This window comes from Bifidobacterium angulatum DSM 20098 = JCM 7096, assembly GCF_001025155.1.
GTDB classification, from domain to species: domain Bacteria; phylum Actinomycetota; class Actinomycetes; order Actinomycetales; family Bifidobacteriaceae; genus Bifidobacterium; species Bifidobacterium angulatum.
On the sequence record NZ_AP012322.1, the window covers coordinates 1,099,390 to 1,126,345 of the forward strand.

The 26,956-nt window shown below is 58.9% G+C and carries 23 protein-coding genes; 5 read left to right on the plus strand and 18 right to left on the minus strand.

What is annotated here, in order from left to right:
• Window positions 1–12: 12 nt before the first annotated feature.
• Complete coding sequence (locus BBAG_RS04445) at window positions 13–480, plus strand: hypothetical protein (RefSeq protein WP_003826487.1); 468 nt, start codon at window positions 13–15, stop codon at window positions 478–480.
• Window positions 481–541: 61 nt separating this feature from the next.
• Here the strand turns inward: BBAG_RS04445 and mltG are convergent, their stop codons facing one another.
• From mltG to BBAG_RS04510, 13 genes are all read right to left on the minus strand, one after another.
• The gene (mltG, locus tag BBAG_RS04450; RefSeq protein WP_003826488.1) at window positions 542–1,720 is read right to left on the minus strand and encodes an endolytic transglycosylase MltG; all 1,179 of its coding nucleotides are present in this window, start codon (window positions 1,718–1,720) and stop codon (window positions 542–544) included.
• Window positions 1,720–2,184: a Holliday junction resolvase RuvX gene (gene ruvX / locus BBAG_RS04455; protein WP_003826489.1), complete on the minus strand. Its 465-nt coding sequence runs from the start codon at window positions 2,182–2,184 to the stop codon at window positions 1,720–1,722. The genes mltG and ruvX overlap by 1 nt, the downstream gene beginning before the upstream one ends.
• 10 nt (window positions 2,185–2,194) lie before the next feature.
• The gene (gene alaS, locus BBAG_RS04460; protein WP_003826490.1) at window positions 2,195–4,873 is read right to left on the minus strand and encodes an alanine--tRNA ligase; all 2,679 of its coding nucleotides are present in this window, start codon (window positions 4,871–4,873) and stop codon (window positions 2,195–2,197) included.
• A gap of 80 nt (window positions 4,874–4,953) precedes the next feature.
• Window positions 4,954–5,190: a hypothetical protein gene (locus BBAG_RS04465; RefSeq protein ID WP_003826491.1), complete on the minus strand. Its 237-nt coding sequence runs from the start codon at window positions 5,188–5,190 to the stop codon at window positions 4,954–4,956.
• Window positions 5,190–5,570 carry a DUF948 domain-containing protein gene (locus BBAG_RS04470; RefSeq protein WP_003826492.1) on the minus strand — a complete coding sequence of 127 codons (381 nt, stop codon included), beginning with the start codon at window positions 5,568–5,570 and terminating at the stop codon, window positions 5,190–5,192. The genes BBAG_RS04465 and BBAG_RS04470 overlap by 1 nt, the downstream gene beginning before the upstream one ends.
• Before the next feature lie 94 nt (window positions 5,571–5,664).
• Window positions 5,665–6,339, minus strand: coding sequence for a histidine phosphatase family protein (locus tag BBAG_RS04475; protein WP_033508124.1), 675 nt, complete (start codon window positions 6,337–6,339; stop codon window positions 5,665–5,667).
• Window positions 6,340–6,481: 142 nt separating this feature from the next.
• Complete coding sequence (gene rpsD / locus BBAG_RS04480) at window positions 6,482–7,108, minus strand: 30S ribosomal protein S4 (RefSeq protein ID WP_003826494.1); 627 nt, start codon at window positions 7,106–7,108, stop codon at window positions 6,482–6,484.
• A gap of 193 nt (window positions 7,109–7,301) precedes the next feature.
• On the minus strand, window positions 7,302–8,078 hold the full coding sequence (locus BBAG_RS04485; RefSeq protein ID WP_003826495.1) for an ABC transporter ATP-binding protein: 777 nt from the start codon (window positions 8,076–8,078) through the stop codon (window positions 7,302–7,304).
• A 1-nt stretch (window position 8,079) separates the two neighbouring features.
• A complete protein-coding gene (locus BBAG_RS04490) occupies window positions 8,080–9,297 on the minus strand; it encodes an ABC transporter permease (RefSeq protein WP_033508122.1) in 1,218 nt (405 codons plus the stop codon).
• Between the two features lie 2 nt (window positions 9,298–9,299).
• The gene (locus BBAG_RS04495) at window positions 9,300–9,695 is read right to left on the minus strand and encodes a DUF4418 family protein (protein ID WP_003826497.1); all 396 of its coding nucleotides are present in this window, start codon (window positions 9,693–9,695) and stop codon (window positions 9,300–9,302) included.
• Between the two features lie 210 nt (window positions 9,696–9,905).
• Complete coding sequence (locus BBAG_RS04500; RefSeq protein WP_003826498.1) at window positions 9,906–11,696, minus strand: ABC transporter ATP-binding protein; 1,791 nt, start codon at window positions 11,694–11,696, stop codon at window positions 9,906–9,908.
• Between the two features lie 9 nt (window positions 11,697–11,705).
• Window positions 11,706–13,559, minus strand: a complete 1,854-nt coding sequence (locus tag BBAG_RS04505) for an ABC transporter ATP-binding protein (RefSeq protein ID WP_003826499.1) — start codon at window positions 13,557–13,559, stop codon at window positions 11,706–11,708.
• A 173-nt stretch (window positions 13,560–13,732) separates the two neighbouring features.
• Window positions 13,733–16,345 carry a UvrD-helicase domain-containing protein gene (locus BBAG_RS04510; RefSeq protein WP_033508120.1) on the minus strand — a complete coding sequence of 871 codons (2,613 nt, stop codon included), beginning with the start codon at window positions 16,343–16,345 and terminating at the stop codon, window positions 13,733–13,735.
• Between the two features lie 165 nt (window positions 16,346–16,510).
• Here BBAG_RS04510 and BBAG_RS04515 point away from each other — a divergent pair, with 165 nt between their 5' ends.
• Together BBAG_RS04515 and BBAG_RS04520 are read left to right on the plus strand one after the other, a co-directional pair.
• Window positions 16,511–17,092 (plus strand): xanthine phosphoribosyltransferase, encoded by a 582-nt coding sequence (locus tag BBAG_RS04515; RefSeq protein WP_003826502.1) that lies wholly within the window; start codon window positions 16,511–16,513, stop codon window positions 17,090–17,092.
• Window positions 17,093–17,185: 93 nt separating this feature from the next.
• Window positions 17,186–18,541 carry a nucleobase:cation symporter-2 family protein gene (locus BBAG_RS04520; protein ID WP_003826504.1) on the plus strand — a complete coding sequence of 452 codons (1,356 nt, stop codon included), beginning with the start codon at window positions 17,186–17,188 and terminating at the stop codon, window positions 18,539–18,541.
• Between the two features lie 72 nt (window positions 18,542–18,613).
• On the opposite strand, the gene BBAG_RS04525 is transcribed toward BBAG_RS04520, so the two are convergent.
• From BBAG_RS04525 to BBAG_RS04535, 3 genes are read right to left on the minus strand one after another with little or no spacing between them, the layout of a single operon-like run.
• The gene (locus BBAG_RS04525) at window positions 18,614–19,876 is read right to left on the minus strand and encodes an ABC transporter permease (protein ID WP_003826507.1); all 1,263 of its coding nucleotides are present in this window, start codon (window positions 19,874–19,876) and stop codon (window positions 18,614–18,616) included.
• Entirely contained in the window at window positions 19,863–21,077 is a 1,215-nt protein-coding gene (locus BBAG_RS04530) for an ABC transporter permease (protein ID WP_003826509.1), read from the minus strand. The genes BBAG_RS04525 and BBAG_RS04530 overlap by 14 nt, the downstream gene beginning before the upstream one ends.
• An 11-nt stretch (window positions 21,078–21,088) precedes the next feature.
• Entirely contained in the window at window positions 21,089–22,051 is a 963-nt protein-coding gene (locus BBAG_RS04535) for an ABC transporter ATP-binding protein (RefSeq protein ID WP_003826512.1), read from the minus strand.
• Between the two features lie 127 nt (window positions 22,052–22,178).
• Between BBAG_RS04535 and BBAG_RS04540 the strand changes: the two genes are divergently transcribed.
• Together BBAG_RS04540 and BBAG_RS04545 are read left to right on the plus strand one after the other, a co-directional pair.
• Entirely contained in the window at window positions 22,179–23,423 is a 1,245-nt protein-coding gene (locus BBAG_RS04540) for a sensor histidine kinase (protein ID WP_081930106.1), read from the plus strand.
• Between the two features lie 101 nt (window positions 23,424–23,524).
• Window positions 23,525–24,202 (plus strand): response regulator transcription factor, encoded by a 678-nt coding sequence (locus BBAG_RS04545; protein ID WP_003826518.1) that lies wholly within the window; start codon window positions 23,525–23,527, stop codon window positions 24,200–24,202.
• Window positions 24,203–24,208: 6 nt separating this feature from the next.
• On the opposite strand, the gene BBAG_RS04550 is transcribed toward BBAG_RS04545, so the two are convergent.
• Together BBAG_RS04550 and BBAG_RS04555 are read right to left on the minus strand one after the other, a co-directional pair.
• Window positions 24,209–24,418, minus strand: coding sequence for a YbdD/YjiX family protein (locus BBAG_RS04550; protein ID WP_003826520.1), 210 nt, complete (start codon window positions 24,416–24,418; stop codon window positions 24,209–24,211).
• An 83-nt stretch (window positions 24,419–24,501) separates the two neighbouring features.
• The gene (locus BBAG_RS04555) at window positions 24,502–26,913 is read right to left on the minus strand and encodes a carbon starvation CstA family protein (protein WP_003826521.1); all 2,412 of its coding nucleotides are present in this window, start codon (window positions 26,911–26,913) and stop codon (window positions 24,502–24,504) included.
• Window positions 26,914–26,956: the final 43 nt, after the last annotated feature.

Consider the following 26,956-nt stretch of genomic DNA (forward strand, 5'->3'; position numbering starts at 1 on the left):
TAATGTTAAGGCATGGCATACCTGTTCTACTTGCCGAGTTTGCTATGTGGGCTCGCAATCGGCATCGAAGACGTGCGACGTCGTCACGTTCCCGCCCCATGGGTGCTGGTCGGCTCCCTGGCACAGCTCATATCCAATATCATTGCCGCCGCCGTAGGCAACACGTTCTTCACTGTGCTGCAATCCATGCTCTTCGCACTGCTGAGCCTTGGCGTGATGGCATTGCTCGCATTGGCGCGATCCAGCGGACTGGGCGCTAACGAAATCAAGGCGATGGCGCCGGCCGGATTGGCAGTCGGCATGTGCGGGCTACCGGCAGTCATCATATGGTGGCTTTGCATATTGCTGTTCGGCACCATGCTCACGGTGTATTGGAGACGCACCAATCTACGGTGCAACGCACCCGGCTCCGCCCGGCCGCCATACGTTCCGGCGATTGTCGTGGCAGCGGTCCTGGCTGTTGCCATAACCACGATCTAGCCCCTGATAAACGGCGGCGCCCACCTCATCTGGAGGTGGGCGCCGCCGTTTGCTGAAAAACTCAGTTGGCATCCTCGTTGTTCGCCTTGTACTTCTGCACCAGCTTGTCGAATTCGTCGGCGTTATCCGTGAATTCGGTTTCGCCGGAGTTCAGATCGGTGGTGACGAAATACAGCCAATTGCCTTGCGGAGGGTCGATTGCCGCCTGTATGGCCGAATCGCCAGGATTGGAAATCGGCGTAGGCGGAAGCCCCTTGTGAATACGTGTATTGAACTTGTTGGAACTATCGTCCAGCATATTCTGCGTAATCTCCGCGGATTTGACATTGTTGCCATAGGCCACGGTGGAATCCATGCCCAACGTCATGCCCTTGTCAAGGCGATTCAGGATTACGCGGACGACCTTGCCGTAATCGTCCTTCTTGTTCACCTCGGCTTCGGCGATGGACGCCATATTGAGGATCTTCTCACGTTCACTGCCTGTAGGCACGCCCAACGAATCAAGCTTCTTGATACGACGATCGACCATCATCTTCAGAATCTCCTTCGCGGAGGTCTTGGACTTGATGTCGTACTGCCCAGGCTCAAGCCAGCCTTCGAACTTGCCGCCGGCCTCGGACGGCAGAATGCCGGAACCGTCGCCATCCACAATGGAGGTGAACTCGGATTCGGCTATGCCGCTCATCTCGGACGCGCCCTTGACGACGTCGCTGACGCGCTCACCCGCACGCACATCGAAGAACCCCTTCGCCATGCTGGTGTCGGACAGAATCTTCATCGCGTCGGCATTGCTCATATGCTTCTTGAGTTCGAACGTGCCCGGATACAGGTTGACGTTATTGGCGCTCACCACATTGGCGAAAGCCTCGGCGGATTTCACGACCCCGGCTTTGACCAGGCGCTTGCCAATGGCAAGCGCGTCCTCGCCGGATTCCACGGTGAAACTCACCTGCCCGCTGCCCGGGCCCTCATAGTCCTCGGAGAGACGTTCGTTCATCTCATTCTGTGCACGAACGGCACTGAGACGACGTACACCGAAATATGTCGCGGAGCCGATCAGCCCCAGCACAACAATAACCGTCAACGCAATCAGCCAATGCTTACGCTGCTTCTTCTTGCGCCGCTTGCGCATCTCACGACGGGATTTCGGCGGTTTCGGCGGCTCGGCGACGGGAGCCGACGAATTGCCCGTCACCCATTGCGTGTTTTCTTCGAAGTAATCGTTGAAAGAATCGGCCATTACTTCTCCCTACTGTTCCTCTTATCCAACGCAGCTTGCAAGATCACGACAGCTGACTGCTGATCGACTACAGGCCTATGCCCTCTCTCCGCGATATTCGCCTGCCTCAGCTGACGATGCGCACTTACCGTTGTCAGCCGTTCATCCATCAATTCTATCTCAGGCACCTGTTCCAGCGTGGTCTCGCCGCTCTGCATGTACAGATCGATCCGCTTGGCGAGGTTGCTGGCCCAACGGCGGGCTTTCTTAGCGCTTTTGCCTTCCTCCCCACTAAGCAATAGCGGCAGACCGACAACAACATGGTCAACGTTCTCATCTTCGATGGTGTAGATCACATCGTCTATGGCGCGAAACGAATCGCCATAGACCTGGACGTTTCCAATCGGATGTGCAAAGGTGAGCTCGGGGTCGGACACTGCAAGTCCGACCCGAGCATCACCCAGATCAATTCCCAACCAGGTCATACCTGTTGGTTCAGCCCTTCATCGCCTGGGCTTTGAGCGCTTCAAGCGCCTCATCGATCTTCGAGGCATCGGCACCGCCGCCCTGGGCGAAGTCCGGCTTGCCGCCGCCACCGCCGCCAAGCATCTTGGAGGCGCCACGCACCAGATCGCCGGCCTTGATACCAAGATCGCGTGCCGCGGCATTGGTCGCGACCGCAACCATAGGCTTGTCTTCAGCGCTGACACCCGCCAAAGCCACGACAACCGGGGCGTCCTCGCCAAGACGTGCACGCACATCCATAACGGTTTTGCGCAGTGCGTCGAAAGAACCGAAATGGCCGACGTTCTTGGCAGCGACCTTCACGGAAGCTGCGGACGCGTTGGCATCCTGCACCAGCTGCGGCACCGTGGCGGCCAGCTGGCCTTCATACATGGCGGCAAGACGACGGTCGGATTCCTTCAGCTTGGCCAACAGGGCGTTCACACGTTCCGCGAGTTCGTCGGGGCGCGCATTGAGCTTGTCGCTCAGCTGCGAGACCAACGCATGCTCACGAGCGTTGTATTCGTATGCGCCGGCGCCGACGACAGCGTCCACACGGCGGACACCGGAACCGACCGAAGCTTCGGACATGATGTTGATCGCGCCGATCTTGCCCACATGATCGATATGGGTGCCGCCGCACAGCTCACGGCTCCAACCGTCCTCGCCGATGGATACCACGCGCACGATATCGCCGTACTTCTCGCCGAACAGATGCATGGCGCCAAGCGCGATGGCATCGTCGAACTTCATCTCCTGGGTGGTGACAGCAAGGTTCTCGCGCAGCTTCTCGTTGACACGTGCCTCAACGGTGTTCATCACGTCCTTGCTCGGAGCGCTGGACCACTGGAAGTCGAAACGCAGGCGGTTCGGGGCATCCTCGGAACCACGCTGGGTGGCCTGCGGGCCGAGCTCCTCGCGCAGAGCCTTATGCACCATGTGAGTGGCGGTATGGGAGCGGGCGATGGCGCCACGACGGTTCAGGTCGATGTTGGCGTTCACCTGGGTGCCCACCACCAGTGTGCCTTCGGTCAGACGGCACTGGTGGACGATGAGATCCTTGATCGGCTTCTGCACATCGTCGACTTCAAGCACTGCACCGTCGTCGGAGAGGATCTCGCCCTGGTCGGCGAGCTGGCCGCCGGCCTCCGCATAGAACGGGGTGCGGTCAAGAATCACTTCAATGTTGGCCGGGCCGGTAACCGCGGGAACGGAGCCCTTGCCCTCCTGCATGATGCCAAGCACGGTGGCACGGGCGGAGAAATCGGTGTACCCCAGGAAGTCAATCGGCTTGGCGAGCGTCTTCTTGAAATCGTCGTATACGGACAGATCCACGTTGTGGCGCTTCTTCAGGGCGTCGGCACGGGCACGGCTCTTCTGCTCGGCCATAAGCTCGCGGAACTTGGCCTCATCGACCTTCACACCCTGTTCCTCGGCCATCTCAAGCGTCAACTCAATCGGGAAGCCGTAGGTGTCGTGCAGCTTGAAGGCGTCGCTACCGGAAACGGTGCCCTTACCGGATTCCTTGGCCTTGCTGACAGCCATATCGAAGATTTCGGTGCCGGCTTCAAGCGTGCGCAGGAAGGCGTCCTCTTCACCATAAGCGGCTTCACTCACGTCATGGAAAGTCTTGTTGAGCTCCGGGTAGGAAGCTTCCATGGCGGCCTTGGAAGTCGGGAACAAGGTGGGCATGACGGCTTCCTGAACGCCAAGGGCACGCATGGCCTTGACAGTACGACGCAGCAGACGACGCAGCACATAGCCGCGGCCGGTATTGCTCGGGCGCACACCGTCGGACATGATCATCAGAGCGGAACGCACATGGTCGGCCACGACACGGAACTTGACGTCGAATGCCTCGTTCTCACCGTACTTGTGGCCGGACAGACGCTCGGCGGCCTCGATGACCGGGTAGACCTCGTCGGTCTCATAGATGTTGTTCTTGCCCTGCATCAAATAGGCAAGGCGTTCCAGACCGGCACCGGTATCGATGTTCTTGTTTTCGAGTTCGCCTACGATATGCAGGTCGGTCTTGGACTTGACGTTGTCGACCTCGTAGTTTTCGAACACCAGATCCCAGATCTCGATGTAACGGTTTTCATCGGCGATCGGGCCGCCCTCGACACCGAATTCAGGGCCTCGATCCACATAGATCTCGGAGCACGGGCCGCCGGGGCCAGGGCCACCGGTGGTCCAGAAGTTGTCTTCCATACCCATGATCTGGATATGCTCGGGGTCGACACCCTCGTTCTTCCACAGGCTGCGGGCTTCCTCGTCGTCGGTGAAGGTTGTCATCCACAGCTTCTCCGGATCGAAGCCGTAGCCGCCCTTGTCCTGCGGGGTGGTCAGCAGCTCGTAGGCGTAGTGGATGGCTTCCTCTTTGAAGTAGTCGCCGAAGGAGAAGTTGCCCAGCATCTGGAAGAACGTGCCATGACGGGTGGTTTTACCGACCTCGTCGATGTCCAAAGTACGCACGCACTTTTGGTTGGAGGCCATACGCGGGTGCGGGGCGGTCTGCTCACCCATCAGATACGGGATGAACGGGACCATGCCGGCAATGGTGAACAGCGTGGTCGGGTTCGGTGAGATCAGCGATGCCGAGGGAACGACCAGATGGTCATGCGCGGCAAAATAATCGAGATAGCGCTTCGCTATTTCTGAGGTTCGCATTGGCGAATGGACTCCTTGTGGTTGGTGAGAGGGCATGCATATGCCGTTCTCTGTTATTGGTGAGTATGGAAAGCTTTGGTTCAGCGCAGGCGATCGGCGTACTGCTTGTTCAACTCGGCCTCGCGGGTCTTGCGAGTCTCGTTGAATTCACGGAACATACCCTGCAGCGTGCGCAAGCCCACATTATCGATATCGGGGCCGAACAGGAACTGGCGTGCCGGTGCAGGCGTATTGGCTTTCACATAGGCCTGCGCCTTCATCACGGTGAACACGCCGCAGCAGAATCCGGCCGCCATCCAGAACAGTCGTTTGAACATCACTCCCCCTTGGCTGCAGACTTGCCCTGCTTGTTCAGGAAGGACTGGATGGTCGACTTTGCGGCATAGACGGCTGACGCAGCCTTGATGACCGGCTTGCCAAGGAACGAACCGTACAGATCGACCAGAGCGCCCACATTGGTGGCGGTGGTCGAAGCGGCGGCGGAAATCTTGTTGGCGTCCTCCAGCGACTTATTGATCTGACGGACGGTCGTGACGCCCTCATCGAGCGCCGGGATGGCATGATCACCGGATTGTTTGACCGTAACGGCGATCTGGTCGAACAGCTTGCCCAGACGAATCAGCGGGTAGATCATGAATCCCGCCAGCACGGCGAATGCGATCGCGGCAATGAGTCCTGCGATCTCTCCAACACCCATAGAGCGCCTCCTATAATCAGTTACCCGCTCAAGAGTAGCACTATGTGTCGCTTTGACGAAGACTCGTCTCTGCCGGGAATGTCCGGAGCGTCAATCATTTGCCGTAGGAAACGATGGTCAGAGCCTGTTCGAAGGGCTTATCCGTATCGAAATCGATATCGGTTATGGAACCGTTGGCGGGCCGTTCGTTCAGATCCAGGTCAGAACCCCCGAATCGATGACCAAGGCTGAGCAGCGTGTTGCCGTGGCTGATTTGCAGCACATCGTCACCGTCCTGCAAATCGGCATTGGAAGCAATCAATGCGAATCCTCCCACTACACGCTGCCAATACTCCGTATCGGATTCGGCGTCATGGAACGGGTCCGCATCCTTCAGCCAATCGCGTGTAGCCGCAAGACCATACCTACTCACGATCTCGTTGTAGGTCTTCACGCCGTGCGGTCCTCCCGCCGCATACCATGCCTGGCTCATGTCAACGCCCTCGAAGTACCCGTAGAACTGCTCGCGAAAATGCATGTCGCAGATCAACGCCGGACGCGAATTGCCGGACTGCTCATTGATGTCGAGAATACGCTCGGCGGTCATTTGGGCACGTGTGGTGTCGGAACAGTAGGCCGCGGCGAACGTCATGCCCTTAAGCCGCTCCCCCGCCTTGACGGCGTCAGCCAAACCGGATTCGGTCAGCGGCGAATTCGACCAGCCCTGCAGCTTGTTATACCGATTAAAGAACGTCTGCCCATGGCGAACCAAATGCAAGTGAAGAATCATGCCTCCCATGCTACCCGCATGCCGTTCTGACCGGCGTGTGGCGCATGGCAGCGGCCATACGGAACGCGAAAACCCCGCGCCATAAGGCACGGGGTTCAAGCGGTATGTCCTTGACTGTAATGAATACAGAAGCGGGCCCGGATCAGCGGGCGTAGAATTCGACCACGTACTGGATGTTCACCTGCGCCGGAACCTCTTCGGCTTCCGGCTTACGGGTCAGGGTGGCCTTCAGGGAGGCCAGGTTCACGTCGAGGTAACCCGGAACCGGCGGCAGAACGTCACGGTGGACGCCTTCGGCGGCGGCCTGGAACGGCTCCATGGTCTGGCTCTTGGCCTTGACCTGAATGGTCTGGCCGGGCTTGACGCGGTAGGACGGGCGGTTCACAATGTTGCCGTCGACGAGGATGTGACGGTGCACCACGAACTGACGAGCCTGAGCGGTGGTACGGGCGAAACCTGCGCGCAGCACCAGGTTGTCGAGACGAACCTCGAGATCCTGGAGCATGGCGTTACCGGTCTGACCGGAAGTCTTGGTGCCCTTCTCGTACACTGCACGGAGCTGCTTCTCGGACAGACCGTACTGTGCGCGCAGACGCTGCTTTTCACGCAGACGCACCGCGTAATCGGACTCGGTGCGGCGACGGGTGCGGCCGTGCTCGCCAGGAGCATACGGACGCTTTTCGAAAATGCGCTGAGCCTTCGGGGTCAGAGCAATGCCGAGGGCGCGGGAAAGACGCACCTGACGGCGAGAACGCTGAACGTTCGTCATGATAGTTAATCCTTCTGTCGTTATTTGAACGGAACGCCACTGCTTTCAGACGAAAGCCACGACGTTGAGCCAGGCCTCTCCAACGCTTCGTCGTGCGAACACGAGCGGTTCCTTGCGGAACCGTCGACCCGTTGATGGGCTAAGACTCCAGATGGTGCCACCTTTCGGCAGACACCAATCGACTAGCATACACTTAGGGGCGGGACAGCACGCCGGCATCCATACGAAGCGTGTAGTCGGCATAGCCGAGCGCTTCCGGATCATGGGTGACCATAAGGATGGCCGTGCCCGCATCAGCCAGACTACGGAACAATCTCATCACAATATCGGTGCTTTCCTGATCGAGGTCCCCGGTCGGCTCATCGGCGATCAGCAGACGCGGGCCATTCATCAGCGCACGCGCAATCGATACGCGCCGCATCTCGCCGCCGGAAAGCTCACGCGGATAGCTTCCCGCAAGATCCGCAACACCGAGACGCTCAAGCAACGCCATTGCCCGCTCGTTCAACGGGTCGACGACGACGCCTTCCCCACCTTGCCCGCCCTCGATCTTCCCATCGGCGATAGAGGCGCCAGAGGCGGTATCGAAGGACTGCCGCCGCCGCGAATCGGCGAACAGGGTGGCGGGCAGCACCACATTATCGAGCACGGTGAGATTGGACAGCAAGGTCTGACTTTGCATAACGAAACCAATGACCCGGTTCCTTGTTCCTGACAACGTAGCGTCATCCATTGCGCCAATGTCACAGCCGTCCACCCGTACAACCCCGGATGTAGGCCGTGTCAGTCCCGCAATCATGGTGATCAACGTGCTCTTGCCGTTCCCCGATCTGCCGACGATGGCAACGAAATCGCCTTCGTCCATAACCAGATCAACATGGCTTACGGCATCGAACTCCCTGCCACGACGGCGAAAACGCTTGGTGAGATCATCAACGACCAACAGATGGTCCGACTGATCATGGTTCATATCACTGCCCTTCTCGAAGAGTCAAATACGCCTCAGGCCTGGCAAGCTTGCGCATGACCATCATGGACGCAGCCACACAGACGATTACCGAGCAGGCAATCGAAACCACAACCAAACCGATGACGTTCAAAGGGGATGTCTGTAGATAGGGCAGCTGCAACTGCCTGCCTATCAAGGAGCTGAAGGGGAATACGATCAAGGAGGCCAATGCCACGCCGACGACGCTCCCCGCAAGCGAGATGATAACCGCCTCCCTAACGATCACCCCGCGCAACATGCGCCGGGTCGCGCCCATGATGCGCAACGATGCGAATTCACGTTTCCTCTCATTCACCGATGCGATGAACACCGCAAGCAGCACAATGACGCCCATAGCCCACAATACGGCGATGAATACCGCGGTATACCCCACCAGCGAGCCAAGCGACGCCTTGGTGGAAGCGGTGATGCCCCCAGGATAGACGAAACCAAGCTTGCCATATGAGGGATCAAGCTTGGTGATCGACTTGGCCACAATATGCGGATCATAGCCGTCCGCGACCTTGATCAGCACCGCGGAAACGGCCTTGTTCGCATACTCGGCCGGCATAACGCGGTGCGACACCTGCGCCGAAGCTTCAACCATCTGCGGCACGGTGGCCCGGTTGATGAACACGGAATTGTCGAGGCTGGTTCCGGTGCTGGCAAGCTGGGCAACCACGGGCCAGGAGCGTCCATACAATTCGATGGTGCCGTCCGCGGATACATTCACACCGGCGCCCGCTACGATCTGGCCGTTCTTCACATTGCCGTCAAATTGGGAGGACAACCACGGTTGGATAACGAAATCGGTGCCGGGATCATAGCCGATGATCTGCAGCTTCGATGAGCAGCACGACGCCGCCAAAGACGAGATATACACCTGCTCGGTGGATTGTGCGACACCGTCGGCCTTGGCGATTGCGGAGGCAACGTCACGAGTGAAATAGAACGTGCCCGGCGAGCCACTGGTCAGCAACGCCTCGGCCTGTTGGGCGCTGTTCTGCGGCACCACCATAAGATCGGCACCGAGGCGGCGTTCCATGCTACGCATACCGTTATCGAGATTAAGACTCAGCAGCGAACCAGCGAACAACGCCAGACTAAGGAGCATTACCACAATGCCCAGCGCAGCAGTACGCAATGGTTTTCTTCTGAGGTTCTCCCCCGGCAGGGAGCGAAGCGTGATATGAGATTCCATAATCATGCCGTCTTCGAGCGCGATTCGATCCACACGGCGGTGACCGCGCACACGAGAGCGAGCACGCCTAGCACGGTGAGCGTGGGAAGCATGACCATACGGCAGTGCATCATCTGCCCCTTGCAGATGCCAATCAGCGCATACGGCACAGCAAGCAGCAGCAAGGCGTCCAACGCAACGGCGATGTTAATGCCGACACGCACCGGCCGGGACACAAAAAACGAGATAATGCCGAGCAGCGCGATGACGATGCCGATACCGGTGGCGGCTTGCTGGGAATAGTGACATGCGCCGAGCATACTATGACCGGTGCATGCGTGGGCGAAGGTCTGCGGGGCAATGGCAATTATGACGCCAAGCGCAACCGATGGAAGGGATGCAAATATCGTATTCTTCATGAGACTCTCTCTGATCGACCCGCCGCTTGGGCGGGTTATCTGCAGTACCGCCCCATTATGAGCGGCATATTCACGAAAAACAAGACTTGACTTTTACCGATGTCTACGATATCGCGTAGCCCACGCGGGCCGCTCGCGTTCCTCGGCCATCCAGGATATGCGTTCCCAAGGTATGTATTTGATAATGCGACAATCACGCCCCGAGACCGGCTACTCGGCTTTGATCATGGCATACTGCGATTCGTACAGCCGCCAGTACGCGCCTTTCCTGGCCAACAGCTCGGCGTGACTACCCTGCTCGACGATGCGCCCATGGTCGATATAGCAGATTTCGTCCGCATTCTCGATGGTGGATAGACGATGCGCGATGATGAAACTCGTGCGTCCCTTGAGCAGATGGTTCAGACCGGCCTGCAACGCCTCTTCGGTACGCGTGTCGATATTCGACGTGGCTTCGTCGAGAATCAGAATGCGCGGATCGGCAAGCAGCACTCGCGCGAAGGCGATCAGCTGCCGCTGCCCGGCGGATAGCGTGGAACCCCGCTCCTGGACCACCGTATCGTAGCCGTCCGGCAGATCTATGATGAACTCATGCGCGTGCACCGCCCGTGCCGCCGCCATGATCTCCTCGTCGGTGGCGTCGAGCCTACCGTAGCGGATGTTCTCGCGCACGGTGCCGGAGAAGATGAACGTGTCCTGCAGCATGACGCCCATCTGACGGCGCAGGCTTTCAAGCGTCACATCACGCACGTCATGGCCGTCGATGGCGACGGACCCCTCAGCCACATCATAGAAACGCGACAGCAGATTGATGATCGTGGTTTTCCCGGCTCCGGTCGGGCCGACCAACGCAATCGTCTTGCCTGGATCGACATGCAGATCGACCGCATTCAGAATGTTCCGACCATCGGGCTCGTAGCGGAATACGACATCGTTGAAATCGACACGCCCCTCGATCTGCGGAAGGTCGATGGCGCCCGGCGCGTTTCTGATCGCCGGTTCGACGTCAAGAGTCTCGAAAATACGTTCAAGATACGCGGAGCATGTGATGAGCTGGTTGTAGAAATTGCCGATGCTGATCACCGGATTCCAGAAATTGTTCGCGTAGCCGACAAAGGCGATAAGCACGCCGGTGGTCACATTCACCGCGCCGAACCCGGTGACGCCCACATAGTAGATCAGCGCGATGGTCATTACGGAAATGGTCTGGATGCCCGGCCACATCAGCGTCTGGACATGCACAGCCCTCATCCAGGCCGACCGCACTTCGTTCTGCTGCTCCTGGAAGGTCCTGAACTGTTCGGCCTCCCTCGCGAAGGCCTGCGTGGTCTTCACACCGGCGATCGACTCATGGATATACGCATTGAGATTGCTCTGCTTATTGGACAGCGCCTGATAGGCGCGACGTTGGAAATGCTGCAGTACCAGCACCCAGACAATCAGCAGCGGGAACAGCGCGAGGCTGAACAGGGCAAGCCGCCAATCGACCACGAACATCACCACCATCGTGATGAGGAAGGTGAACACGTCGGAAATCACATTGATCAGGCCAGAGCTCAGCGTATCCGACAAGGTGTTCACATAGTTGACCACACGGATGAGGATCTTGCCGTGCGGTCGCGAATCGAAGTAGCTGAACGGCAGGGTCTGGATATGCGTGAACAGGTCGCGGCGCATGTCTTTGAGCATAAGCTGGCCGACGCGCGTGATCTCCACGGTACGGTAGCGCAGGCCGAACTCGTAGATGACGATCAGCACGCCCATCGCCACGACAAGCAGGCTCAACGTCCGCAGATCCTTATGCGGTATCACCTCGTCGACCACGATTTTGGTCAGATACGGCACCGCCACGGCGATGCAGCTCATCATCACGATGACACACAGAATACGGACGATTCTGGCTAGATATGGCTTCAGATAGACGCCGATGCGCAGGATATCGTGAAGGTTGATTCTCTCATCAAGCTCCTCGTCGTCACGGTAGGTGTTGCGTTGCGCCATGATAATCCTCTATTCCTCAAACCCCTGGAGTGCGCCGGTACCCAATCCCAACTGCTTACGGTAGATCTCCCAGTAGCGCCCATGAGCCGCGACCAGCTCATCATGCGACCCGCGTTCGACGATACGGCCATGTTCAAGCACCACGATCAGATCGGAATCCTTGATCGAGGAAATGCGATGCGCAATGGTGACGATGGTTTTGCTGCCATCCAGCTCACGCAGATGGCGCTGGATCTCCGCTTCGGTCTGCATGTCCACCGCGCTGGTGGTGTCGTCCATGATGAGGATCGACGGATCATCGGCTAGGGCGCGCGCCAGACTCAGACGCTGCTTCTGCCCGCCTGACAGGCCGACACCACGTTCGCCGACGATGGTGTCATAGCCTTCCGGCAGGGTACGGATGAATCCGTCGGCACCGGCGATGGTGGCCATGCGACGAATATACCGTTCATCGTGTTCACGCTGGATATCCGCTCCGAAGCCGATATTGCTGCCGATGGTATCGGAGAACAGGAACGTGTCCTGCGCGACGATGCAGACCTGCGATCGTAGCGTGGAAAGAGGCCAGTCGTGCGCGTCGATGCCGTCGATACGCACGCGACCGGCTGTGGGGTCGTAAAAACGGCAGATGAGGTTGACCAGCGTTGATTTGCCTGAGCCCGTCTCCCCCAGAATGCCAAGCTTGGCACCAGCCGGAATATGAAAGTCGATATCTTCGAGAACCGGCGTGCCCGGATCGTCGGGGAAGGCAAAATCGACATGCTCGAAATCGATGGCGCCTTTGATACGCCCCTCCGCAACGGTACACGTACCAGACGCTTGCACAACGGGGCAATCCCCGTGTTCGGCTTGTGCCCCGCCGCCGGGACGTTCCTGAATGCGCGATTGCGTGGTAAGCAGTTTGCGTATCTTGATGCAGGATGCGTTGAAACGCTGCCAGTCATTGGTCAGCCAGCCGGATTGGCGCACCGGACTGTCGATCATCCACAGATACGAGTTGAACGTGACCAGATTGCCAAGGGTCATATGACCGTTGATGACAAGGAAGCCGCCCAGACCAAGGGTGATGAGCTGCAGGGAGAATCCCAGTCCGTCAAGCCACGGCATGTATTTACGGCTGTTGTACGCCTGATCCATGTTCCGACGCATGTAGTCGTCATTGTGCTCGTCGAATTTTCCGGTCTCGTATTCCTCGCGTACGAATGCCTTGACGACGCGGTTGCCTTCGATGTTCTCCTCGACCATCGAATTCATCGAAGCGAGAGAGTTGCGGATGGCGAAGAACAACGGGCGCCCATGCACCGAAAGCCCGCGGGTAAGCAGAAAGATGAACGGCGTGACACAGGCCAGGGCGAGAGCCAGACGCCAGTCGATGGTAACCATCATGGCAAGCGCACCCACGAACATGACCACGCAATCGGTCGCCTGAAGACTCACCCAGCTCAGTGCATGACGGATGGCATCGGTGTCCGAGGTCATACGACTCATTATGTCGCCGGTGCGCGTGTGATTGAAATAGGTGAAGTCGAGCTCATGCAACTTCTCGTATTCGTCGCACACCAAACGGTAGATGGAATTCTGCCCGAACCGTTCCATCCACATCTGGCAGCCGTATCGGGAGCCCACACGCACGATGGTAAAAACGATCATCATCATGCAGAGTCTGGTCAGTTCGTTCGCATGCCCCTGCATGATCACGCGGTCGACGATGGCCCCGGACAGCAGCGGAATGACAAGCGCCATGGTGTTGTTGATGCAGAACATCACTATCGCACCGACGACACGGGGAAGGTCCGGCCTGCAATACGGCAGTATCCATCGCAGATTGCCTGCATCGGCATTTCGCTTCGGGTCTACATACATGGGAGCCCATCCCTCTTTCCCCTACGTAAAACGATTCGACATGATCCTAGTCTTCATAGTCCGACAATGCGGGACGCATAGCAGAACAGACAGGCGGGAACCGGCATCGCCAAGGGCGGCCACATGACGAACCGTCCTTGGAATCCGCGCGTTACGACGATGCGAATCGCGGCTTACAGCTTTTCAATCGGTGCGACACGCAGCATGAGACGTTTGACGCCATCGGAACCGAAATCGATCGTGATCACGGAATTACGCCCCTTGTCTTGCAAATCCACAACCTTGCCCAATCCGTATTGGTCGTGGGTGACATAGTCGCCAATGGAGAAATCACCGATATTCAGCCCATTGTCCTTCTGCAGCGACGAGACCGGCATACTTGTGCCGCCGCTCTTCGGCGTGACATGTCGCGTGCTGATCCTACCGCCGCGCGTACCGGACGAATGCGACCCGTAACGAGACGACGAACCATATGTTCCGGAGGAACGTCCGGAACCGTACGTGGAGCCCGAACGCGAACCATTGGAGCGATGTGCCGCGGAACCCCAACGCCCCGTGGAACCGGAACCATACGCAGACCCATGGGATGAGCCATACGAACCATACGATGCCGTGCCGAAAGTCGGACCGGAGGAAAAATCGTCTTCGTCGTCCCAGCCGCCGAATTCGTCGCCATCGCCCCAGCCGGTACGCATGCGTTCCGAACCGGTTTCGCGGCGCTTCCAATCGATCAGCTCGTCAGGGATCTCCTCAAGGAACTGGCTGGGCAACATTTCGTTAGCCTGTCCCCATTGCGCCCTGACCGCGGCGCGCGTGATATACAATCGGCGCTTGGCACGCGTAATGCCGACGTATGCGAGTCGGCGTTCCTCGGACAGTTCCGCAGTGTCTTCCAACGAACGGGAATGCGGGAATGTGCCCTGTTCAAGGCCGGTCAGGAACACTACGGGATATTCCAGGCCCTTGGCCGTATGCAGAGTCATCATCGTCACCTTGCCGGAGTCCTCGTTGCCGTTGGGCAGCTGGTCCGAATCCGCCACCAGCGCTGTGGTTTCAAGGAAACCGCCGAGCGTGGCGTCAGGCGTGTTCTGTTCGTATTCAGCTGCGGTGGACTGCAGCTGGGAAAGGTTCTCCACCCGGGACTGGTCCTGGGGGTCGACCGACTTCTGCAGTTCCTCAAGCAGACCGGATTTCGCCAACACCTCGGCCACGATGTCGCTTGGCTTATTGATGTTAGCTCTCGCAAAGGCCGACATCGACGCCATAAGATCACGGAACGCCTTCAACCCCTTGGCTGTCCGGGTAGGCATGTCCTCGATCTGTTCCATATGCATCAGCGCATCGAAGAAGCTGGTGCCACGTTCGCGGGCGTATTCCAACACGATGCTTTCGGCGCGTGCGCCGAGACCACGCTTGGGCACATTGAGGATACGCCGCAGATTCACATCGTCGGCAGGATTGAGAATGGCCTGCAGATAAGCCAGCGCATCCTTGATTTCCTTGCGCTCGTAGAATTTGGTACCACCGATGAGCTGGTAAGGCAATCCGGCATTGATCAGCGCCTCTTCCAGGGAACGGGATTGTGCGTTGGCGCGATACATGATGGCCATATCCGAATAGGCAACGCCGTCCTCGGCGTGCAGACGCGCTATTTCGGAAGCCACCCACACCGCCTCCTGCTGCGCGTTATCCGCGGCATAGCCGACGATCGGCTCGCCTTTGCCGACCGCCGTCCACAGCTTCTTCGGTTTACGGCCCTCATTATGGGAGATCACCGCATTGGCCGCATCAAGAATGGTCTGCGTGGATCGATAGTTCTGCTCAAGCAGAATCGTCTTCGCATTGGGAAAATCCTCTTCGAAATCCTGAATATTGCGGATGTCCGCTCCACGGAACGCATAGATGGACTGGTCGGAATCACCCACCACGGTAACCCACGCCGGCCCCTGCCTGCCAGCGGCAGTCGCCGTAGGCGCCGGTGTCTCCCCCGCGTCCACGCCCGCCAGCTCACGGATCAGCACATACTGCGCATGATTGGTGTCCTGATATTCGTCGACCAGAATGTAACGGAACTTGTGACGGTAATAGTCCGCGACATCGGGATGATCCCGCAGCAGTTCCACGGTGCGCACGATCAGATCGTCGAAATCGACGGCGTTCGCCATGGCGAGACGGTGCTCGTATTCGGCGTAGATAATGGCATACAGTTCTTCGACATTGTCGAACTTGCTGATTCTGTAGTTTCTGCTTCCCGGTTTGAAATCCGGAGCATACGCGGCCAGCTGCGCCCTCCACCCGATGAGCTGGTTCTTGTAGTCGGAGATACGTCCGAGGATCGAACGCGGCGTATACCGCTTGACATCCACGTTGAACTCGGTGGCGATGATCTTGACCAAGCGCTCCGAATCGGCGGAATCATAGATGGAGAAACCGGATTTCAGACCAAGAGCCTTGCCATCGCGGCGCAGAATGCGCACGCAGGCGGAATGGAACGTGGACACCCACATGCGCTGCGCAACCGGACCGATCAGCGCGGTAAGACGCTCGCGCATCTCGGCGGCGGCCTTATTGGTGAAGGTGATGGCGAGAATCTGGCTTGGCCAGGCGCCGAACTGGCTGAGAATCCAAGCGATGCGGCGTGTAAGCACACGCGTCTTGCCCGATCCTGCGCCGGCGCCGATCAGCAGTGCGGCACCACGGTACTGCACCGCTTCGGACTGTTGCTTGTTGAGATCGCCTACGAGTTCGTCGGCGGTACGTGCGATCAGCTCCGGTTCCTGTTCCACTCCCGATTCCTCTCCATCCCACTCGGTTACGTCGTTATGCGCATTCCTTACTACCACATCACACGGTCATGGCGAGGCGATTGGTCATTCCAAAAGCGTAAGCTGTGGCAACTACTGGGCGTCTTTCGACGCATACACACTACCCGGGATAGAAATGAGGCATCAATGCAGGAACTCGAAGAGCGCATTCAGAGCGAGGGAACAGTCAAGGAAGGCAACGTGCTCAAGGTGGACGCGTTTCTTAACCACCAATGCGATGTGCGCCTGTTCGACCGTATGGGAGCGGCATGGGCCGAGCATTTCGCAGGCAAGAAGATCGACAAGATCCTGACCATCGAGGCTTCCGGCATCGGCATCGCCTGCGTCGCCGCCCAGCATTTCGGCAATGTGCCGGTGGTGTTCGCCAAGAAGGCGCAGTCCATCAACCTTGACGGCGACCAGTACGTCACCTCCGTCTATTCCTTCACCAAGCAGAAGGAGTTCCCCGTCATTGTGTCGAAAAAGTATTTGAACGCCGGCGAGCACGTGCTGCTCATCGATGATTTTCTGGCGAACGGCAAGGCGCTGCACGGTCTGATCGGCCTGTGCCGTGAGGCAGGCGCGAGCGTGACCGGCATCGGCATCGCCGTGGAGAAGGGATTCCAGGGTGGCGGCGACGCGCTGCGTGCCGAAGGCTACGACATCGATTCGCTCGCCATCGTCGATGCCATGGATCCCGCAACCGGTGAGATCACATTCCGTCACTGACGTACCGACATCGCCAAAGCCGCCGGCGTGCAGACCGGTGATGCGGCGAACACAGTTTTCCCATAAGCCATAAGTCAAAAAAGAGAGGAAACAATGGCTGAGAAGAAAGAGAAAAGCGGTATTTCCATGGAGGCGTTGACCTCCCTGGATGCCCCCGTGTCGTTCTGGAAGGGCATTCCGTTCGGCCTGCAGCATGTGATGGCGATGTTCGTGGCGAATCTCGCCCCGATTTTCATCGTCGCCTCCGCTGCGAAGATGAATTCCACCCAGTCGGCTGCGGTGATTCAGGCCGGACTATTGGTCGCCGGCCTGGGCACCTGCCTGCAGCTGTACGGCGCATGGCGCATCGGATCCCGCCTGCCCATGGTCACCGGCATCTCCTTCACCTATGTGGCCGCAGCCTGCGCGATCTGTTCGTCCAAGGGGTACGGCGCGGTCGTCGGAGCCGTCATGGTCGGCGGTCTGCTGGAACTCGTGCTCGGCCTGACCGCCAAGTATTGGCGTCGTTTTGTGCCGCCAATCGTTTCCGCAATCGTCGTCACATCAATCGGCTTCTCCCTGCTTACCGTCGGCGCCACGAGCTTCGGCGGCGGCAGCGGCGCCAAGGATTTCGGATCCTGGCAGAATCTGACGCTCGGTCTGATCTCCCTGGTCGCCTGCCTCGCATTCCAGCTGCTCATGAAGGGAACCGCCAAGCAGCTGTCCGTGCTTTTCGGCCTGGTGGTCGGCTATGTGGTCGCCATCTGCATGGGCAAGGTCGATTTCTCCGGATTCCAGCATCTGGCCATTTTTTCCCTGCCGCAATTCATGCCGTTCAAGCCGGTATTCGACCCGGGTTCCATCATCTCCCTGGCATTGCTGTACGTGGTGTCGTCGGTCGAGGTACTGGGCGATACCGCCGCGCTGACCAAGGTCGGCTTGAACCGTCTGCCCACTGAACGCGAAACCGCCGGCGCCATCGCCGGCGATGGCCTGATCTCCTCCGTCTCCGGTCTGTTCGGCTGCCTGCCGCTGACCAGCTTCGCGCAGAACATCGGCCTGGTCGCCATGACCAAGGTGGTCAATCGCAAGGTGATTCTCTCCGGTGGTCTGATTCTGATCATCGCCAGCTTCGTGCCGGCCATCGCCGAGGTGTTCAACTCCCTGCCGCAGGCGGTGCTCGGCGGCTGCACCATCATGATGTTCGGCAACATCATCCTCTCCGGATTCCAGATGATCTCCGAGGCCGGGTACACCCAGCGCAATATCACCATCGCGGCGCTGTCCCTGACCATCGGCATCGGTTTCACCCAGGTGAGCGACATCTTCGTGAACTTCCCCGATCTGTTCAAGTCGATCTTCGCCTCGAACTGCATCGCCGTGGCCTTCGTGGTCGCAGTGATCCTCAACGCAGTGCTGCCCAGCGAAGAGCACTTCCTGAGCGCTCCGGCCGAACAGCACGAAGACTGATAACGGCCTTAATACATGAGAGGCGGCCTTCCGATGAAGGCCGCCTCTTGTCATATTCCGCACTGTAATCGGCTATCCCCTGTCGACCATGCGTATACGGCGTATGGCCAGCCCAAGGCAGATGAAGGCAACTCCGAACAACATGACCAGGCCGACGCCCTGCGCCCAGGCCATCGCATCGGGGTGCTGCGCCGTGCCGACGCCGAGCGCATTATCGACGGACATGCAATACCACCATCCCGGCAGCAGCTTGCCAATCACAATCAGAGAGCGGGGCATGATCGACGGGGAGAACGCCATGCCGGAAGTGAACATGATGATCAGGCCCACCACGTTCGCAGCGCCGTTGACCGCGATCTCGCTGAAGCCCGCCGCAGATAGCAGATAGCCGAAGCAGGCGGCCGTCAGAATCACCGCAAACGCCGCAAGTCCTGCCATGGCATAGCCGGCCAATGGTATGGCATTCAGATCGGCACCGCAGAATGCCAGCAAACCAATCGACACCATCATGTACAACGCCCATACCGCCGCCGAGAAGGTGATACATACCAGCACCTGCTGCAGGCCGATTCCGGATTGCGGCGTGGCACAGACCGCCAACCTGCGGCGACGATTCGTCTCGCTGAATGCTGACGCAGCCACGGAAATCAGCACCGTGACGGCAATGAACGCCGCATAGCAGATTATCTTGATGGTGAAGGCGAAACCGGTAGCCTCCGACGCGGCGTCCCGCGTGCCGACGCCCACAACCCTCGTCTTCTGGCTACCGGATGCCGTGGCGGTCTGCTTGCCCTTTGCCACCTGACCGGCAGCAACGGCCACCACCGTGCCGTCATCGCTGCGCGGCGACGACGCAACCGCGGAAATGCGCACGTTATCGAGAAAAGCATCGATCTCCATCTGAGACATGGCCCCCAGACTGGATGAATAGCTCGTTACCGTGCTTAGTTTGGGCACCGCGGTACCGCGCCTGCAATCCTTGCCGAAATCGGAGGCATAGCCCTCGGGCACAATCGCGATAAGGTCAACATGGTCGGTGGCTACGGCATTCTGCAGGACCATGGGTTGGTCGTTCAGTTCAACAACCGTGTTCGACACTGCGAAATACCGACGCATCGATTCGGCCAGCGCACGCCCCGCTGCGCTCTCATCGCGGTTCACCACGGCGACCGATGCCCTGGCCGTGGTGAACACGGTCTTGTCATCGTCGCGCACGCTGCCGGACACCACGGCGAAGCTCATCATCACCATCATCACGCACAGCCATACCACATAGAAGGTCATATACAGTTTGTGCGCGGCTATGATGCGCCAACCGGCCTTAAAGGTAGTCATAGCGTTGCCTCCTGAGCAATAGTGCCGCTGCGGCAAGGAACACGAATCCGAATGCGGCAAGAGTGCCGACCGTCTGGAAGAACGGACGGTAATCGTCGAAATACATGAGGTCGTAGAACAGGTTCGTCACCTGCTTGGCGGGATTCAGCATGCTGAGCGCCGGCGCCTGCCTGTCGATGAGATCGGACAAGTCCATGGCGAAAGTGCCATATAATCCGGCGAACAGCGAGAGGAAGCACGCCAATGCCACGGAGATACCGGTTTTGGCGCTCGCATCAAGCCTGGGCAGCGCCCCGATGAACAGGCCGAGCCCACTGGACATGAAGGCCGCGACGGCTATGCCAAGCACGGCCATCGGCTCACGCCCGCCCATACCCACGCCGCAGACGTAGCGGATATACAACATGAGAACGGACATGCTGGCGAAAGTGCATAGCCAGCTGACAAGCACCGCCGCCGTGGTCTGCTTCCATTTGAGCGTAGGGGCAACGCTCTGCCTAAGACCGAGCGCAGAGAGATTGGCCTGCATACCGGTGATGATGTTGATACCGAACGACATGGCCATAAGACTCACCATGCCGAACAAGGCGTAGAAGAAGCGCGCCGTGGCATCCGGTGTGAAGTGGGTCAAGGTGATTTCATCACAGTACGATCCGGCTGCACCAAGGCCGGCGAGGATCTTAGCATCGCCAAGCACCCTGGGATTCTCGGCTGCAATCCGCCTAACGGTGGTATCGGTGGCGTTGTACCGTGCGATGAGATTGCGCAGCACGGTCAGCGAGATCTGCAGCGAATTGGTTCCCGTGGCCGCATTGGCCTTGGCCGCCGCCTGGCTGCTGATCGACAAGCGAAGTCCGCCATCATCGGTCGCGTTGATGGCCGCGACCACGGAATAATCGCCCATAAGCCGTTCGGCTTCGCCCATGGAGGCGACGGCATGGGCGACGATCAGTTTGCCATCAGCATCATCGCCGTCTATTCCCCCAATACCGTCGATGAAGGTATCTAGGTAGGGGTTCCGCTTCCACGCGTCGTCGTTCACCACGGCCACGTCAAGCGAGTCAAGCCGGTATGTCTCGTTGAGCTGGCCGAACATCGCGTTGAACAGCGTTGCAAGAATCAGCGGAAAGGCCAGAAGCCAGAATAAACCGGCTTTGGATCGCACGCTCATTTTGAGATAGGCCAGAATACTGTTCCACATGACGGTGCCTTTCAGTCGCGCAGCGCGGTTCCGGTGAGTTCCAGGAAGACGTCGTTAAGGGTGGGAGGACGCGAGGTGAGATGCCCGATGGAGACGTTCTCCGATTCGAGAATGCCCAGAATGTCGATCAGATTGTGTTCGCCACGCGTACACCGCACCGCCAGTTCGTGACCGTCGTATTTGGCCTCGATAACGTGGTCAAGAGCTGTGATGCGGTTGACGATCCGATCCGGCCGCCTCCCCTGCTCGCCAAGATCCAGTGTTTCCACACTGATGCGCTCCCCAAGCTCGATCATGTTCTTCAGCTCTTCGCAGGTGCCGAGGGCGAGATGCCGACCATGATCCATGATGAGCACGCGGTTGCAGATCTGCTCGACTTCCTCCATGTAATGGCTGGTGTATACCACGGTGGCGCCTTCGGCGTTCAGCCGCTGAATGCCTTCGAGGATGGCGTTGCGGCTTTGCGGGTCGACGGCCACGGTTGGCTCGTCGAAGAAGATGAGGTCGGGTTTATGCGCAATGCCGCAGGCGATGTTCAACCTCCTGAGCAGACCTCCGGAAAGCTTTTTCGGACGGAATTTGCGAAACTCACCCAGCCCGACGAAATCGATGGCCTCGCCGACCAGCTTTATGCGACGCTTGCGATCACGCACATACAGCGAGCAGAAATAATCGACATTCTCCTCCACGGTGAGTTCGTCGAACACCGCCACGTTCTGTGGAACGATGCCGATGCGACGTTTCAGATCATAGCTGGTGGGAGTCAATTCCTCTCCGAATACGCGAATGGCACCCTCGCTATAGGTAAGCAAGGCAAGGATGCAATTGATCGCAGTGGTCTTGCCCGAACCGTTGGGTCCCAGCAAGCCGAAGATCTCGCCCTGATGCACGTCAAGATCGAAGTAGTCGAGCGCGAGCATATCGCCATATCGTTTGACCAGCCGTTGCACGCGTACCGCACTGTTATCGCTCATGTAAGGCTCCTTTCCTCTTCCATTCCATTCTCGCAGATAACCGCGGTACGGAACCGGTGAAGGCAGTCACGAATACGGCCTCTAGAGTGACATTTGTCATACCGACCGGTGAAGTAGACTCGGCCCTGTGCAGGAAATTCTGGAACAGCTGACGGTAACGTCCATGTCCGTGGCATTGGCGATGGTATCTGGCGGCGGATTACCACCTATCGCCGTGGCCGGCATGCTGCTGGCGATATGCTGTGCGGGGCTGACGCAATGGCTGCTGCTCTCACGCGACGAATGGGCATGGCTGCCCTCAGCCTGCCTGGGATTGACGGTATTGGCCGTGCCTTCGCTGTTCGTAGCGTTGCCGGCCGTCGGATATGCCGCCGCACGCACGTTCCAATCTGACCGTCATATACCGCCATCCGCATCCGCCTGCACAATGAAACCGCCATACCGAGTCTTCACATGGTGCGCGGCGTTGTCATGGGTTCCAGCCTGTATCCGACTATCCTTACGAGCTTTGCTTGGGATCCAAGCAAATTCGGCCATGGTTCCAAGTCATGCTGCGGCTCCGGTCTGCGCATTGGTGTTGCTGTGCATCATCACCTTCATGCTTGGAACCGGCAGGCGCGGGCTGGTGAATCTGGCAGGCGCATGGCGGCATGCGTATGACGAACGGCGTGCAACGACACGTGATCTGGCGGCCAGACTCTCCAGCTCGGCCGAGGAACGAAGCATTGCCGTGCGCATGGCCACGTTGAACGAGCGCACCCGCATAGCGCGTGACATCCACGATAATGTGGGGCACCTGCTTACCCGCGCCATTATGCAGACGGAAGCATCCAAGGTCGTTGCGCAGGCACGCGGCGAAACCGATGCGGCCCAAGCGCTGAGCGACATCGGCATCACCTTGCAGGAGGCGATGTCGATGATGCGCCGATCGGTTCATGACCTTGCCGACGACGGCACCGATTTCGTAACCATGATCGAAGACGCCACGCAATGCCCATCCACATTGAAGGTGCAGGTGACGAACGGCATCGCCAATGCCCCGGCACCGGTAGCGCGATGCTGCTGCGCATTGATCCGTGAGGCGCTGGCGAATACGGTGCATCATAGCCACGCCTCCCACGCCGAGGTGACTTTGCGTGATTTCCCCGCATTCTGGCAGATCGTCGTGCAGGATGACGGCGGCAACGATTCCGGTATGCCCGGCGAACGGCGCAGCTATGAGCACAAGCGCGGCATGGGACTTGCCGATATCGAGGATCGTGTGCACGCGCTAAACGGCACCTGCGCATTTGGACCGCACGGGTCGGGTTGGCGCGTGTTCGCATCCATTCCCAAAGCCGGTTTCACCCTACCGTCGGCATCACGCGCATAACCGTGTCGGCCTACGTAACCCGCATACAACCGCCTAGGACCGCAGTGGCGCAGTCGTGTGGCCGGCAGCGCTAGGATTGTGAACGGATGGGAGGAGAACGCATGAAAATCGCGATTGCCGATGACGATCCGATCGTATGTTCGTCGTTGCAGACGATTCTGACGGCCAGTGGCACTGCCGACGTGCTATGGACCGCCAATGACGGTGAGGAGACCTGCCGTCAATACATGGCGGGGCCGGCACAGCACCCCGACGTGCTGCTTGTCGATGTGCAGATGCCCGGTCTGAACGGCATCGAAGCGGCACGCAGAATCCTCGAATTCGACAAGGCCGCACGCATTCTGTTCCTGACCACATTCGCCGATCAGCAGTACATATCGCAGGCTATGGCACTTGGGGCGCGAGGCTACCTCATCAAGCAGGATGTGGCTTCGGTCTGTCCGGCCGTGCAGGCGGTAATGGCCGGTCAGATTGTGCTGGGAGCCGAGGTGCTTGGCAAACTGACCGGTTCCCCATCGAACCGGAACGATCATGCGGAAAACCGCCATACGGAAAACGGCTACGGTGATGGCGAGTTGGCGAACGCCTTGGCAACGTTGAGCGAGCGTGAGCGTGACGTTGCGCGACTGGTCGCGCAGGGGTTGGATAATCGGCAGATCGCCGCACAGCTGTTTCTCAGCGAAGGTACGGTACGCAATCGCATCAGCGATATTCTCGACAAGCTTGCGCTGACCAACCGGACCCAACTGGCCATCGCCTGGCTACACGCCGAGCGATAGCCTCCCTCAGCAACAACAGCTGGTATTGGGATGGTATTTGTCGTATTCCTCTTTGGCACGTAGGAATTCGACTTCGCTCATAGGCGTCTCGTCGGGATGCTCCTGAGCGAAGTGCTCCAGGTAGTGGTCGTATTTCGCTTCGCCGCTGATCTCGCGCAGATACCATACGATGCCATGCCAGATCCCTTTGGCCTTGCCGGCTATATCCATCATCATGTCCTTACGATGCCTTTACGAAAAATCGTCGTTCCGAGTGAGAGGCCACCCGGAACGACGATATTGTACTGTCTGGTTTGCTATCAGGCGTTAGCCTGTGCAATCTGGCGCAGCTCCTGCAGCTTGGCGCTGTATTCGCGCTGCACCTTCTTCTCCAGTTTGGTGGCCACCAGGCTGGTCGGGGCGAACCATTCGGATTCAACGAACGGTTCCTCGCTGGTGGTCTCCACGCCGAACTTGCCGCGAGCCAGAATCCTCACGACCTGCACCACGCCGACGATGACGAAGATGCCCATCATGACCATGAAGAACACAGACAGGAATCCGTCCAGGTACGCGTTGGACAGTGCCGCCTTGGCGTTGGTCAGTGCCTCGCCGCTTAAGGCACCGCTAGCGATCTGAGCCTTGTAGTTCGCCGCTACGGTGAAATAGCTCAATGGCCCGAAGATCTTCTGGAAGTCGGCGGTGAAGGTCACCGCCACATCCCATACGAGCGGGACGATCGGAATCCATAGGTACTTCTTGTAGCCGAGCTTGGCGACACACACGGTTACGAGCACGAAGCAGGCCGCGGCAAGCAGCTGGTTGGAGATGCCGAAGATCGGGACCATGGCATTGATGCCGCCGTTCGTGTCGGCCACGCCCATCCACAGCATGGAGCCCCACAGTGCCACGGCGATCAGCGTGGTAATCACGTTGCCGACCTTCCATGTCGGATCGGCGAACTTTTCGAGCTTGCGCACATTGCCGAGCAGTTCGCCGATCTGGTAACGAGCCACACGGGTGCCGTTGTCGACGGTGGTGAGGATGAACAACGCTTCGAACATGATGGCGAAGTGGTACCAGAAGGCCATGGCATTGTGCCCGCCGAGGAAGGACTTCAGGAAGCTGGCCATGCCCATGGCGAAGGTGGTGGCGCCGCCGGTACGCGAGACGATGGTTTTCTCACCGATGTCGGAGGCGGCCTTCTCAAGCGCTTCGGACCCCTCATAGGTCTTGGCGTTGCCGTTCTCGTCGACGGAATCCCAGGTGACCTTCATCTGCTCGCCTTTGATGTTGCTGACCTTCATGGAGTTGACGGCCTTGACTGCGGCATCGGCCTGCTCCTGTGGCGTGGAGGTTGCGGAGACCGTCACACCTGAGGCCTTGGAGATCTGCAGAGCGGACATGTTGGTGGAGAAGTACACACCCTGGGAGACGGTGATGGCCGCGATCAGAGCGATAATGGCGGTGAAGGACTCGACCAGCATGGAGCCGTAGCCGATCATACGGATCTGGTTTTCCTTCTCCAGGGCCTTCGGGGTCAGGCCGGAGCTCACCGCACCATGGAAGCCTGACAGTGCACCACAGGCGATGGTGATGAACAGGAACGGGAACAGGTTGCCGGAGAAGGTCGGACCGTTGGCCATGCCGGCCAGTTCGGTGATGGCGGGAACCTTGACCATCGGGCTGGCAATGAGAATGCCGATGACGAGAAGGATCAGCGTGCCGATTTTCATCAGGGTGGACAGGTAGTCACGCGGGGTGACGAGCAGCCAGTGCGGCAACGCCGCTGCCGCGAAGGAGTAGATGACCAGGGCGATGACGAGCTGCTTACCGGTCAGTGTGAAAATCGGCGCAAGCGTCGGCGAATCGGCGATGTAGCCGCCGGCAACGATATCGATGACGAGCAGCACGAAACCGAGAACAGTGGTTTCGATCACGCGACCGGGGCGCAGGAAACGCTGATAGCAACCCATGATCAGAGCGATCGGAATGGTCATGCCGATGGAGAACACCGCCCACGGCGAGGAGGCCATAGCCTTGACTGCGACCAAGGCGAGGAATGCCATGGCGATGGCCGTCATGACCACCAGGAACACGGAGAGGATGGTGCCGCCGAACTTGCCCATTTCGTCGGTGGCCATCTGACCGAAGGAACGACCACGACGCTTGGCGGAAATCCACAGCATCAGCATATCCTGCACCGCACCGGCGAAAATCACGCCCAGGATAATCCACATGGTGGATGGCAGGTAGCCCATCTGCGCGGCGAGAATCGGGCCGACAAGCGGGCCAGCACCGGAGATGCCGGCAAAATGCTGGCCGAAGAGCACGCGACGGTCGGTACGCTCGAAGTTGGCACCGTCGTGTACGCGTTCGGCCGGCGTGGCGTTCGCGTCGTTGGTGCGCATGATTTTGATCTGAATGTAATACGCGTAGAAGCGGTAGGCGATCGCATAGGAGCACAGTGCCACCACCACGAACCAGATGGCGGAGATCTCCTCGCCGCGGGACACCGCCAGCACGGACCAGCCCACAGCGCACACGATCGCCACCACGGCCCAGATAACGGCCTTCGGCCATGTCCATACCATCTTCGGCTTCACGCCTACGGGAAGCCCTTTCGAATTGCGGATGACGCGTGCCGCCTCGGCTGGCGTGTATTCATCCCTAAACTCCAGTTTGCCGGGCGCAGGGACGCGAGCGCCGGCAGTACTAGTTGCGCTTGTCATTATGCTCTCTCTTGGTTGACTGATTTGTCTGTTGTAGCCATTA

Coding starts and splice junctions, on each gene's coding strand:
- BBAG_RS04445 (WP_003826487.1), top strand. CDS start 13: ATGGCATACCTGTTCTACTTGCCGAGTTTGCTATGTGGGCTCGCAATC.
- mltG (WP_003826488.1), bottom strand. CDS start 1,720: ATGGCCGATTCTTTCAACGATTACTTCGAAGAAAACACGCAATGGGTG.
- ruvX (WP_003826489.1), bottom strand. CDS start 2,184: ATGACCTGGTTGGGAATTGATCTGGGTGATGCTCGGGTCGGACTTGCA.
- alaS (WP_003826490.1), bottom strand. CDS start 4,873: ATGCGAACCTCAGAAATAGCGAAGCGCTATCTCGATTATTTTGCCGCG.
- BBAG_RS04465 (WP_003826491.1), bottom strand. CDS start 5,190: ATGTTCAAACGACTGTTCTGGATGGCGGCCGGATTCTGCTGCGGCGTG.
- BBAG_RS04470 (WP_003826492.1), bottom strand. CDS start 5,570: ATGGGTGTTGGAGAGATCGCAGGACTCATTGCCGCGATCGCATTCGCC.
- BBAG_RS04475 (WP_033508124.1), bottom strand. CDS start 6,339: ATGATTCTTCACTTGCATTTGGTTCGCCATGGGCAGACGTTCTTTAAT.
- rpsD (WP_003826494.1), bottom strand. CDS start 7,108: ATGACGAACGTTCAGCGTTCTCGCCGTCAGGTGCGTCTTTCCCGCGCC.
- BBAG_RS04485 (WP_003826495.1), bottom strand. CDS start 8,078: ATGAACCATGATCAGTCGGACCATCTGTTGGTCGTTGATGATCTCACC.
- BBAG_RS04490 (WP_033508122.1), bottom strand. CDS start 9,297: ATGGAATCTCATATCACGCTTCGCTCCCTGCCGGGGGAGAACCTCAGA.
- BBAG_RS04495 (WP_003826497.1), bottom strand. CDS start 9,695: ATGAAGAATACGATATTTGCATCCCTTCCATCGGTTGCGCTTGGCGTC.
- BBAG_RS04500 (WP_003826498.1), bottom strand. CDS start 11,696: ATGGCGCAACGCAACACCTACCGTGACGACGAGGAGCTTGATGAGAGA.
- BBAG_RS04505 (WP_003826499.1), bottom strand. CDS start 13,559: ATGTATGTAGACCCGAAGCGAAATGCCGATGCAGGCAATCTGCGATGG.
- BBAG_RS04515 (WP_003826502.1), top strand. CDS start 16,511: ATGCAGGAACTCGAAGAGCGCATTCAGAGCGAGGGAACAGTCAAGGAA.
- BBAG_RS04520 (WP_003826504.1), top strand. CDS start 17,186: ATGGCTGAGAAGAAAGAGAAAAGCGGTATTTCCATGGAGGCGTTGACC.
- BBAG_RS04525 (WP_003826507.1), bottom strand. CDS start 19,876: ATGACTACCTTTAAGGCCGGTTGGCGCATCATAGCCGCGCACAAACTG.
- BBAG_RS04530 (WP_003826509.1), bottom strand. CDS start 21,077: ATGTGGAACAGTATTCTGGCCTATCTCAAAATGAGCGTGCGATCCAAA.
- BBAG_RS04535 (WP_003826512.1), bottom strand. CDS start 22,051: ATGAGCGATAACAGTGCGGTACGCGTGCAACGGCTGGTCAAACGATAT.
- BBAG_RS04545 (WP_003826518.1), top strand. CDS start 23,525: ATGAAAATCGCGATTGCCGATGACGATCCGATCGTATGTTCGTCGTTG.
- BBAG_RS04550 (WP_003826520.1), bottom strand. CDS start 24,418: ATGATGATGGATATAGCCGGCAAGGCCAAAGGGATCTGGCATGGCATC.
- BBAG_RS04555 (WP_003826521.1), bottom strand. CDS start 26,913: ATGACAAGCGCAACTAGTACTGCCGGCGCTCGCGTCCCTGCGCCCGGC.